Source organism: Clostridium boliviensis (assembly GCF_033342255.1).
Classification (GTDB): Bacteria; Bacillota; Clostridia; order Lachnospirales; family Lachnospiraceae; genus Lacrimispora; species Lacrimispora boliviensis.
This window is the reverse complement of the sequence record NZ_JAWONS010000103.1, coordinates 61,652-73,299: the sequence shown is the minus strand read 5'-3', so window position 1 is coordinate 73,299 and position 11,648 is coordinate 61,652. Positions and strand designations below refer to the sequence as shown.

The following is an 11,648-nucleotide window of genomic DNA, read 5'->3' as shown; positions in this document are numbered from 1 at the left end:
CTAGTTACTCTAAATAGTAAAAAAATATTGTTCACGACGTAACGTAATATGATAGAATAAAAACAAAATATTAAATGGAACTGTGAATTATAATTTATGCGCTCAAGATTAATGGTAAGTACCATTAGTTTTAGGGCGCTTTTGTTATTTTGTGTAAAAGTTATTTACCCCATTTCCCCCATAAATTTACAATATCATACCAAAAATTACATGCAGAGTGTTATTTATTACATGATCCTTAAAAATGTTACAAAATAATGTATAATAATACGAAATAATAAGTTTTGTAATTCATGGCATTAGAAATTACAAGAGAAAAATTAAAAGGAGAAAATTTTATGACGGAATATATAAATGTAAAAATCATATTAAATTCCCAAGAAATATTTTTGATTAATCCCATGATAAATATTCAAAAGAATGCAGGAGACCATACAGAGCTGAAATTACAAGGTATTGTAAGGGAGGAGTGTTATCGTCAACTAATTATCGCTGATACGAGAACTGATATACAGGTACAATTAGCAGATCAGCCTGAAAATATTTTCTGGGGTATTGTCACCTACATCGATATTCAGGTTAGTGTATCTGAAGGAAAACAATACCAGGAGCTTTGCTTGGAAGCAAAGTCATTCAGCTGTTTGCTGGATAGAAATAAACAGTATCATTCCTTTCAGAAGAAGACTGCCTCATATAAAGAAATTATTGAATTCACTATAAAAAATTACCAGGGTTCCAATTATATATTAAATCCAGAAGTATCAGGTAAATGTTTAAACCGTTTTATAGTGCAATACAATGAGACAGATTGGGAGTTCCTTAAGAGAGTGGCTTCATTCCTCAATCTACCTTTGGTAGCCAGTCATAATACGAAAGGTGCAAAATTTACTTTTGGAGTAATTTGGAAAACAGCGACATTTCAAATTTCGGAGGAAGATGAGTGGCAGGTAGAGATTATACATAGTGTCATCAATAAATCAGATACAGCAGATGAGTATCAGGGAGCGCAGCAGTATTTCAAATGGAAGGCAGAGAGTCCGGAAACTCCTATCTTTGAAGTAGGAGACTGTATACTCTACAAAGGAATTAAATGTTATGTAAAAAAAGTAAATGTAGTAATACAAAACCATATAATCACTCAGGAATGTTATCTATATGGTAAAAAAGGTTTTTATGTTCCGGAAGAAAGAAATCCGTATATAACAGGTTTATCACTTCCTGGGAGTGTAAAAGCGGTTAAGAATAATCAATTAAAGGTATCACTAGATATTGATGCATTAAGCGAAAATGAATGCTGGTTTCTGTACTCTACTTTTTATTCCACCTTTTACTGTATGCCGGAGGAAGGAGACCGAGTGAATTTATATTTTCCGGATAATGCAGAGAATCATGCTTTTGTATTAAATTCTGTCAGAACCGTTCCACAAAAGGCTGTAATTGATTCTGAATCTCAACAGAAGAAAGATTCCTCTGGAGAGTCCTCAAAATGTACCCCATGAAATTGTTAAAGAAGATGCTGTTGAGGAGATTCTGAGCATATACGAAAGTTCAAAAAAGACAATACCTCCTATTTATGCTTCTGATGGAAGCATAATACGAAGAGAAGGATATGACGATATTCTTTTTAGTGAGGATTTGTATCACTACTTTGAAGAAAATGTGTATGGTAAGGGGGACTACAAAAATCCAGTTGGGTATCCAGTATTAAATTATTATGACAGCTGGCTGGACGAAACATATGGCAAATCTAATTTAAAAAAGTTCTGGGAGCATATGAGCACTCTGGATGGATTTCAGGAAATGCTTGATGTTGCAGGGATTTTTTTTGAGGGTGCTGATCTTCTTAACTGCTTTATTTACGTGTGCCGGGGTAAGGGAAAAGAGGCAGCTCTTTCATTTATCTGTGCAGCACCGCTAATTGGTGATCAGATAGGAAAAGGCGGTAAGCTAGCAATGGGAGCTACTGCAGATTTGGGTGTAAAGCTTGGTAAAGATGGAAAAAAGATAGTGGAAGGTCTGGAACTGGTATATAAAACATCGTCAGATGGAGCCGCATTCTTGAGAAAACATATTGATGAAGCATTGGACCTTTTAAGCAGTGGTATGCATGGAGAAGATGGTTACCGATTAGCATTTGCGGGAGGGGGATATTTTGATAATGCTGGTAAGATAACATTTAGCATAGTTGATGATGCAGGGAATGCCTCATCTTATGTCAGATATATTGACGATGTTGTGGATGGAGCGAATAGAAGTGCTAGAGATGGAAGTTCCAAGGTTGTAATTGAGGGGGCGGGTGAAGCTGTAAGTAGTATAAGTCAAGATACAATAAATCATTCAACAATAGGAGATTTTACATACAATCCTAAAACAGGTGCAGTATCGAAAGTAAAAGGTGGAGGGCATGGACAAGCCAATATTGACTTCTTGGAGGAGAATGGTATTCCATATAATATTGAAAAAACTTACGATAACGGTGTTAGAATTGGAAATATTCCAGATCATAAAAATCCTCTAAAAAGAATAGGAACAGGCCAGTCATGGTTCCCAGAAACTTGGGATACGACAAAAATTAATAATGCAGGCGAATATGTAGTTGAGTTAAATAAGGGTGAAGCCATTACTAACGGTGTTCCGATATATGGAATATACGATGGTGTTGAAGTTGGAGTAATATACACTAATGGTAAGCCTGCTACCATATTCCCTAATGCGATTCAACCATAGAAAGGAAAGAATTTATGCTAAATGAAAAAGTAACAGATTTAATTTGTGAAGGTATGCTGTTGGACATAAACGATCCATCAATTAGTGATATTTGGGATGAATTAACACAGTTACTTAGTGTTGATTCAGAAAATACTATTAATTATTTATGTGGATGTAATGAAAAGGAAATTGAATTTTTATCTGCTGTTTTTGAAGATGTTGCATATAACCTAAAAAGTGAAAGATACATAATGGAACTTGAAAATCTTAAGAATAAATTTCCAAATCTAAACTTAGATTCAATAATTAGTTTAGCTAAAGAATATTCAGAATAAAGGAGTTTATAATATGTTTAATGACTTCTATGCATATCGTACAGAAGTGCGCAAGAAACTTGGACGTTCTCAGCTTTATCCTGAAAAATCCAATATTTATAAAGTGGAATTAATAAGTGTTTTTCAAGAGAATAAAGTATTAACAGAAGAATATTTTAAAAATCTTACTTTCAATGAAAAACAGGCTTTAGAAATACTTTTCGGAGATATAGGTCGAATAAAATATTTGTAGATTGCTAATTTTAATGGACTTGTGTCATGCGGTGTACCTATACAGACATCTTAAAAACCCTTGAACTTGGTTACTATAAGAGTAGTTACAGCCACCTAGCAGGTGTTTCTTGTCTAATTTACAGCCACCTTAGAGAATTTATAATTCTGTATTAAAATCCTTAAGCAGTCGGCATTGCCGTCTGCTGTGAATCGGTAGGAGCATCGTAAGGTGCACCTGCCTTTAACCAGCATCATTTTCGACCCCATGGTTCATCCCTGCTTTTGTAGCAAAATGGGGCGAGAATCTTCCAGTTCAGGAATTTGTAAATGGTTGCGATTGTGCGACTTGAGGGATATGAAAAACTGGCCTATATGCGACATTTTTCTGAAAAAGCAACCGGAAGACGAACAGGAGGCAATAGCAAACCAAACAGTTATCAGGTGCAACGGGAAAGACCCATGTTTTTCAAGTTTGCCCAACAAGGCTTTTTATCGCTTGATTGGCTGGTTCGTATGAAGATGTGATTTATTCAAGTGTCAAGGTGAATAAAGGTATGAATGTGATTTTAGGAATAGAAAATTAAAGGGGGACATTATGGAGTTAGAAAGAGAAAAAGAAGAAACTAAATGGTTTAGAAAAGAAGGTTTAAGAATTAATCAAGCAAGCGAAGGGGAACAAACACTAGTTTCAGTTATTCTTGACGGATATAATATTTGCTTTAAATTGATGCTATTTGACTTTCTAGATCATATAAAAGAAGATCTAGCATTAGATGTCAAAATAAAAAAAATATGGAACGAGCAGCGTGTTTATGTGGTTGATTCGAAGCATGTATCAGATTTAATTAATTATATCGAATTATTTATTGGTGAATGGAATATTAAAATAAGTGAAAGTACAGTCTCCGCTTCGGATGTTATTTCTGATGAGTTGTGGTATAGCTAAAATATATAATAAGACAAGCATTCATATTGATGAAGATAAAATAGTAAAATTATATGCGGTATGGGTTTTTACTGATATGTTCCTCTAGTTTTAAGAGAGATTACTTCTTATAATGCAAATTCATCGCATTTATTTGTGAAGAAAGAGATAAGAAATTCATAAGAAGAGAGGTCTGTTTGGTTTCATTACGTCTAAGATTATTAGCAGTCGGCGTTATCGGCTGCTGTAATCCAGTAGGAGAACCGAGAGGTGCACCTGCAAAATCTGGAGTGAATCTGGTGATCAAAGCACAATCATGTCCCTTAACGTTGGGTGTTGACATCGAGACCCAGCATTTACAACCTGCTGGTGGGAGACCCCAAAAGGGGACCACGGGGTCTACTTTTTTGTGCATTGGTAGCTTTTAATGCTGATGAAAGATTGAATTTTCAAAGTGCATAGACACTTAGTCAAGTGCGAAGTTTGAGTAAATTATATTATAAATGAGATGAGGAGAATTAAGTGGTGAAAAAACGTAATTACATGTTGTGTGTTTTACTGACAATAATAACTTTGGGGTTATACGGATTTTATTGGCTTGTGCAAATCACAGACACTGTTAATGAACTTACAAAGCCTGATAAAAAGACTTCCGGAATAAAATCTTTGCTGTTTGTATTTCTTACCTGTGGGATCTATATCTATTTTTGGTCTTGGAAAATTGGTGTTGTACTGGGTCAGGAAAGGAGCAAAGCAGGGCTACCTCCTCAAAATTTAAAGCTGTTATTTCTGATTTTGACATTCTTTGCCTGGCCGGTTTCTATGGCATTGATGCAGAAGGAAATTAATAAAATAGGCGGTATTCCTGAGCAAAATGCTTCCTTATATGATGTGCAGCAGGACACAAGCAACAGAATAATGAGATGGATCATCTCTATAGCAGGAACTTTTGCGGCTTTATTGTTCCTGCTTGTCTCCCAAATCTTGAAACTGGGATTTGTACAGAAATATGGTATGGGAAAGGGGGTGGGATATAGTATCACCTTATGGATAAGAGATACCTTTACATATAATCCCTTTTCCTTCAGCCTGATTCTCGCAGGCATCTGCATACTGGTTATTAGTTGTTTATTTTTGGGACCATGTTATGGAAGGAAAAAAAGCAGGGCAGTCAGTATGGTTGCAATGACAGCCATGATACTCTTATCCGTGTCTCTTTTTATAAATGGTATTTATTACAGGCCGTTCTACATGGAATTTCGTTTCCTTAGTTCTTTGTTTATATGTAATATTGTTATGGTTAGCAGTATGCTGGTGGCTGGGCTAAGTGCGGCAGTATTTTGTTGTATAGAATTTATGATTTCTTTATCAATAAATAAACTACGTTCGGTTTTTCTTGCTGCGACCACTGTCTTTTTTGGAATTACATCAGTGAGTATTACCGTTATAGTATTGCTCCAACACAGAATGTATGTAGTGCCTGGTTATTTATTTCTTTTTGGGTTCCCATTCCTGTTGCTTGCAATATCGCAGCTTTCCGGATGTATAAAGAGAAACTTTTAAATCAGTTCCCTATTCAAAGAAAACTGACTAATCCCATGGTTCATGGTGAACCATGGGATTTATAGGAAAATGGTTCTATGGGTTGAACCCATTTTCTTTCCTATCATTTTTTTATATATCTTTTAAAAATTAACTCTTCGATTAGCTAATCTAAATATAATATACTACTCAACAATCTAAAAGAAAAAATGCAGATTATTAACATGCTGTTTTATAAAAAAACTCTTGCAATCAATTTTTAATGGTTATATCCTTTATCTAAGGATATCCTTTATAACTTAAAAGGAGAAAATTTTATGAACCAAGAAAAAATTAAAGAACTTGAAAATTTAATAACCAGAGACTACAGCAATATTGCAGGTATTATAGTCCAAAAAAACGGCACGAAATTATATGAAAACTATTTTAATAAATATACACGCGATAATGCAATTCATGTATATTCGGTGACAAAAAGTGTTTTTTCTGCGTTGATTGGTATTGCCATTGGTAAAGGTTATATCAAAAATGTAGACCAAAAAGTGTTGGACTTTTTCCCCTATTACGATATTAAACCTGGTGAGAAAACGATACAGGATATTACAATTAAAAATTTACTTACAATGACCGCTCCATATAAATATAAGACCGAACCATACGAAAAGTTTTTCACAAGCCAGAACCCAATACAGGATGCGCTCGATTTATTAGGCGGGGATAAAGCTATCGGGGAATTCAATTATTCTGCCATAGGTGGAACTCATATATTATCAGGTATTCTTGCCAGGGCTACAGGACAGACAGTACTTGAATTCGCTGCGAAACATTTATTCTCACCACTGGATATTCATGTTACACACAATGTGGTGCTGAGTAATAAAGAAGAGTATTTTGCCGTAATGAATGATAAAAATACCAGTGGCTGGGTTGTTGACCCGCAGGGAATAAACACGGCAAGCTGGGGACTTTTCTTGACGGCTGAAGAAATGACAAAAATAGGCCAACTATATCTAGACGGTGGTAAATATAATGGCAAACAAATTATACCAGCCGAATGGATAGGTGAAAGCACAAAGGTACATAGCAGATGGGGGGAGTTGTCTTATGGATACCTGTGGTGGGTTATTGATGATAAAAAGCATATTTACGCTGCATTAGGAGACGGGGGCAACGTAATTTACATCAATACAAATAAAAAAATGGTTGTTTCTGCTGCTTCTCTTTTTATGCCGGAAGCTAAGGACAGGATAGAACTCATTAAAGAACATATTGAACCAGTATTTGAGAATTGAATAAAAGGAATCGCTATATACTCAGCCATTTTTGAAGAGATGTAATTACCCGTTGACAACAGTATATGTTTTGTTATAATAATTGTAATAACATAAGAAAAGCAAAGACGGAAAAAAGTAATCTATTGGAATCATACAGAGAGAAAAACATTTGGTGAAAGTTTTTCATGCAGGAAGATAGATGAAAACCATTCCAGAGCTGTAATGCTGAATTGAGTAAGTGTTACCGTATGACTGCGTTAAAGTATAGGATTTGTTAGAATCTGAAGTGAAAAGTTAAGGTGGAACCGTGCATTCGTATTTTTTGCACCCTTAAATTAATGGTTTAATTGCCATTGATTTTAGGGTGCTTTTCTTATGTTGTAATTTATTAAATGCCATAATGGCATATTTCGAAAGGAGAACATAAGAAATGAAGGTAAGAATGAAAGACGGATCAGTAACAGAATGTAAATTTGAAGAGGAACTCGGTTGTGATGCTTTCTGGTGCACAGCTTCCCATGTTCTGGCACAGGCAGTTAAACGTATTTATCCATCTGTAAAATGTGCAAATGGGTCAGCAACGAAAGATGGATTTTATTATGATTTTGAATTTGATTTTATTTTTTCAGATTCTCATTTGAAATCTATCGAAGATGAAATGAAAAAAATAAGTAAAGAGAATTTGATATCACGCAGAGTTGAGCTGAGCAGGGATGACGCAATATCATTGATGTCGGAGAGGAATGAATCTTATAAAATCATGCTGATGAATGATATGCCTGCTGAGGAAAAAGTCATCTGCTATGAGTTGGGTGAATATGCAGATTTGAGCACAGGACCTTATATTTCTAATACAAATTTAATAAAAGCATTTCAATTGACAACAATAGCAGGTGCTTATTGGCTGGGGAATGAAAAAAACAAAATGCTCACAAGAATATATGGTGTTGCATTTCCAAAAAGCAGTCAGCTGGAAGAATATCTTAAATTACAGGAAGAAATCAAAAGAAGAGATCATAGAAAACTTGGTAGAGATTTAGGTTTATTCGCATTAATGGAGGAAGGACCCGGCTTCCCATTTTTTCTACCCAAAGGAATGATTTTAAAAAATGTACTAATTAATTATTGGAGAGAAATTCATGAGAGAGAAGGGTATTGTGAAATATCAACTCCCATTATTTTAAATCGGGATCTGTGGCAGACATCAGGACACTGGGATCATTATCGTGAAAATATGTATACTACAGTGATTGAGGATATGGATTATGCCATAAAGCCGATGAACTGCCCGGGCGGTATGCTTGTATATAAGCAGCAGCCCCATTCCTACCGTGACTTGCCAATCAGAATAGGAGAACTTGGACTGGTTCATCGTTATGAAAAATCAGGTGTGCTGCATGGTTTAATGAGGGCACGCAGTTTTACACAGGATGATGCTCATATTTTTATGACACAGGAGCAGATCACGGAAGAAATAATGAATGTAATTCGGATTATTGATGAAATGTATATAAAATTTGGATTTAATTATAAGGTGGAATTATCTACCAGACCAAAAAACAGCATCGGCAGTGATGAAGATTGGGAAGTGGCAACGGAGAGTTTAAAAAAAGCACTGGAACTAACCGGAAAAGAATATGTGATAAACGAAGGTGATGGGGCATTCTACGGACCCAAAATAGATTTTCATTTAGAAGATTCTATGGGAAGAACATGGCAGTGTGGATCCATTCAGCTGGATTTTCAATTACCGCTTAGATTTGGAGCAGAGTATATAGGCGCTGACGGTGAACGCCATAGACCCATTATGATCCACAGAGTTGTTTTCGGGTCAATAGAGAGATTTATCGGAATTTTAATAGAGCATTACGCAGGTAAGTTTCCACTGTGGCTGGCTCCTGTTCAGGTTAAAGTTCTGCCAATTTCCGACCGCTTTTTTTCCTATGGAAAAGAAGTGTTGAAAGCATTAAAAAAGAATGGAATTCGATGTGAAATTGATTCCAGAAATGAAAAAATAGGTTACAAAATTCGTGAAGCACAATTAGATAAAGTCCCGTATATGGTTGTTGTTGGACAAAAAGAGATGGAATGTGGGACAGTTTCTGTTAGAAAAATTGATAGTAAAGAATTGGAACAGATTGCAATGAGTGAATTTATCGAAAGTTTAAAATGCGATGGTGGACAGATGAGCGTATAGTACCTTTTATAAATGAACTGGGATATTGTTTGTCCATTAAGCGTATTATGGATGTAGAGGTATCGAATCGCGGCAGATAAACCACAAAACAGGATTTGCCGCGATGCCAGCCCGATTTTGAGAAAGGTAGAAAAAACAAAACGGTATGGAGCATAAAAAGATATCAGAAACAGCAGTAAAAATAAAAGTCTGCGGAATTGTACAAGGGGTGGGTTTCCGGCCCCTTGTTTACCGTGCAGCCAGTAAAATGGGGATCAAAGGCTGGGTCCGCAACGTGGGCGGAGATGTGGAAATAATGGCACAGGCGCCTAAAACGGCAGTGGATCAGTTCGTCTTGGAATTAAAAGAAAACAGGGAGCAAAGGTATGAGATCTTAAACATAAAAGTGGAAGAGCAGCCGTTCTGTAACATGAATGAGTTTATCATTGTTCCCAGCGGCGTGGCGGAGGAAGTATCCATGGTCCCTGTTGATCTGCCGGTCTGTCCGGAATGCTTAAGAGAGCTTGCTGATAATTCTGACCGAAGATTTGGGAATCCCTTTATCAGCTGTATGTCCTGCGGTCCCAGATATACAATAATAGAAGAGATGCCTTATGACCGGGGAAACACTGCCATGAAGACATTTCCCATGTGTACCGCCTGTAAGATGGAATACACCTCCCCAAAGAGCCGGCGGTTCCATGCGCAGACAATTTCCTGCAATGACTGCGGTCCCTATCTTCTATACCGGGATTCCCGGAATCCGGAAGGAGACGAGCTTTCTGACCGTGAGGCATTAAAAAAAGCCGTAATGGTTCTGGCGGCGGGGGGGATTGTCGCTGTTAAGGGAATTGGAGGCTATCATCTTTCCTGTTCCCCATTTCTTGAGCAGACCGTAGTCCGTCTGCGCAGATTAAAAGGACGGGAAGAAAAACCTTTTGCCGTAATGTTTCATTCTGTTTCTGAAATCAGGAAGTACTGTGATGTTTCTATGGATGAAGAGACATTGCTTAAATCAAAAGTTAGACCAATTGTATTGCTTAACATGCAGGAGGATTCCATGGCGCCGTCTGCCAATAAAGGAAGCATCTGCTGCGGCGCCTTTCTGCCTTATACCCCCCTCCAGCATCTGCTGACCGCACAGCTTGGTCCGCTTATTATGACAAGTGCCAACGTATCCGGGCAGCCAATTATACGAGAAGATGATTGTATGCTGTCCTGTCGGGATACCAATCTGGATGGCGTATTATACAATAAAAGAAAAATCGTGAGGTCTGTGGATGATTCCGTAGCAAAGATCGTGGCAGGGAGTCCCCAGCTCATCAGAAGAAGCAGAGGATATGTTCCCTATCCTGTTTTTCTGCAAAAAGATACAGTCCCGTCTCCGGATATTTTTGCAGCCGGAGGTGATTTAAAAGCCTCATTTTGCCTCAGCCTGGGAGAGCGGGCAGTGGTATCCCAGTATTTTGGTGATTTAGAAGCGTGCAGTGTGATGGAGGAATATAAAAAATCCTACCAGGATTTAAGCTGCCTGTTACATGTCAAACCAGGGCTGGCGGTTTGTGATCTTCACCCGAACTATCATTCGTCCCGCTTCGCCCGGAGTCTTTCACTTCCTGTTATAAGCGTACAGCATCACCATGCCCATATTGCCTCTGTCATGGCGGAGCATGGATTAAATGGTCCTGTGATAGGCGTGGCATTTGACGGAACCGGTTATGGAACCGATGGGAGCATATGGGGAGGAGAATTCCTGATCTGTGAAGGAAAAGAGTTTGTTCGGGCTGCACATTTGCATCCGTTTCCTATTCTGGGAGGTGATGGGTCTATGCGGGATGGAAAAAAGACTGCAATCTGTTATCTGCATCATGCAGGTCTTAAGCATTTCCTTCCAGATGAGAGAAGCCGGATAATAACGGCTGCACTGGACAACAAAATCAATACGATTCTCACTTCCAGCATGGGACGGTTCTTTGATGCCGCCGCCTCTGTCCTGCATATTGCCTACGAGAACCGGTATGAAGGAGAATGTGCAATTCTGCTTGAGAGAGAGGCAGTGCGTTACAAACGATTACATATTAGTCCGCCTTCCATTCCGTTTCTTATAACAGAAAAAAAGGATCTACTGGAACTGGACCCCAGCCCATTTTTTGAAGCTGCAGTAAGATGCAAAGAGCCGGAGAAACGGGGAGCACTGGCGCTGAGCTTTCATTATGAAACAGCAGAAGGGATAGCCGGCATCTGTGAAAGGCTGAGAAGCCGTTATCATACAAGTGATGTTGCTTTAAGCGGCGGAGTATTTCAAAATACCTTGCTTATAGAGCAGACATTTACCCTTCTGAAGGAGAGGAACTTTCGTGTATACATAAACCGTCTTGTTCCTCCGGGTGACGGAGGACTGAGCCTTGGACAGACATACTTAGGGAGAGAGTTTTTAAAGACAGGTGATATCTGACCAGAAGAAAGGAGAGAAG

10 protein-coding genes and 1 other annotated feature are annotated in these 11,648 nt (G+C 37.8%); all 10 genes read left to right on the top strand.

What is annotated here, in order from left to right; all coding sequences use genetic code 11:
• Positions 1–338: 338 nt before the first annotated feature.
• The 10 genes from RZO55_RS06390 (at position 339) to hypF (ending at position 11,629) form a co-directional block, all read left to right on the top strand.
• Positions 339–1,499, top strand: coding sequence for a contractile injection system protein, VgrG/Pvc8 family (locus RZO55_RS06390; RefSeq protein WP_318063454.1), 1,161 nt, complete (start codon positions 339–341; stop codon positions 1,497–1,499).
• Positions 1,438–2,727, top strand: coding sequence for an EndoU domain-containing protein (locus RZO55_RS06385; RefSeq protein ID WP_318063453.1), 1,290 nt, complete (start codon positions 1,438–1,440; stop codon positions 2,725–2,727). Before RZO55_RS06390 ends, RZO55_RS06385 begins: the two co-directional genes overlap by 62 nt.
• Before the next feature lie 14 nt (positions 2,728–2,741).
• Positions 2,742–3,044 (top strand): hypothetical protein, encoded by a 303-nt coding sequence (locus RZO55_RS06380; protein WP_318063452.1) that lies wholly within the window; start codon positions 2,742–2,744, stop codon positions 3,042–3,044.
• A 13-nt stretch (positions 3,045–3,057) separates the two neighbouring features.
• The gene (locus tag RZO55_RS06375; RefSeq protein ID WP_318063451.1) at positions 3,058–3,276 is read left to right on the top strand and encodes a hypothetical protein; all 219 of its coding nucleotides are present in this window, start codon (positions 3,058–3,060) and stop codon (positions 3,274–3,276) included.
• 308 nt (positions 3,277–3,584) lie between these two features.
• Entirely contained in the window at positions 3,585–3,782 is a 198-nt protein-coding gene (locus RZO55_RS06370; protein ID WP_318063450.1) for a hypothetical protein, read from the top strand.
• A gap of 70 nt (positions 3,783–3,852) precedes the next feature.
• Positions 3,853–4,203: a hypothetical protein gene (locus RZO55_RS06365; RefSeq protein ID WP_318063449.1), complete on the top strand. Its 351-nt coding sequence runs from the start codon at positions 3,853–3,855 to the stop codon at positions 4,201–4,203.
• A gap of 504 nt (positions 4,204–4,707) precedes the next feature.
• Positions 4,708–5,745: a DUF4234 domain-containing protein gene (locus tag RZO55_RS06360; protein WP_318063448.1), complete on the top strand. Its 1,038-nt coding sequence runs from the start codon at positions 4,708–4,710 to the stop codon at positions 5,743–5,745.
• A 296-nt stretch (positions 5,746–6,041) separates the two neighbouring features.
• A complete protein-coding gene (locus RZO55_RS06355; protein WP_318063447.1) occupies positions 6,042–7,016 on the top strand; it encodes a serine hydrolase domain-containing protein in 975 nt (324 codons plus the stop codon).
• 95 nt (positions 7,017–7,111) lie between these two features.
• Positions 7,112–7,333: a binding site (T-box leader), on the top strand.
• Positions 7,334–7,428: 95 nt separating this feature from the next.
• Positions 7,429–9,195 (top strand): threonine--tRNA ligase, encoded by a 1,767-nt coding sequence (thrS, locus tag RZO55_RS06350; RefSeq protein ID WP_318063446.1) that lies wholly within the window; start codon positions 7,429–7,431, stop codon positions 9,193–9,195.
• 145 nt (positions 9,196–9,340) lie between these two features.
• A complete protein-coding gene (gene hypF / locus RZO55_RS06345; RefSeq protein ID WP_318063445.1) occupies positions 9,341–11,629 on the top strand; it encodes a carbamoyltransferase HypF in 2,289 nt (762 codons plus the stop codon).
• Positions 11,630–11,648: the final 19 nt, after the last annotated feature.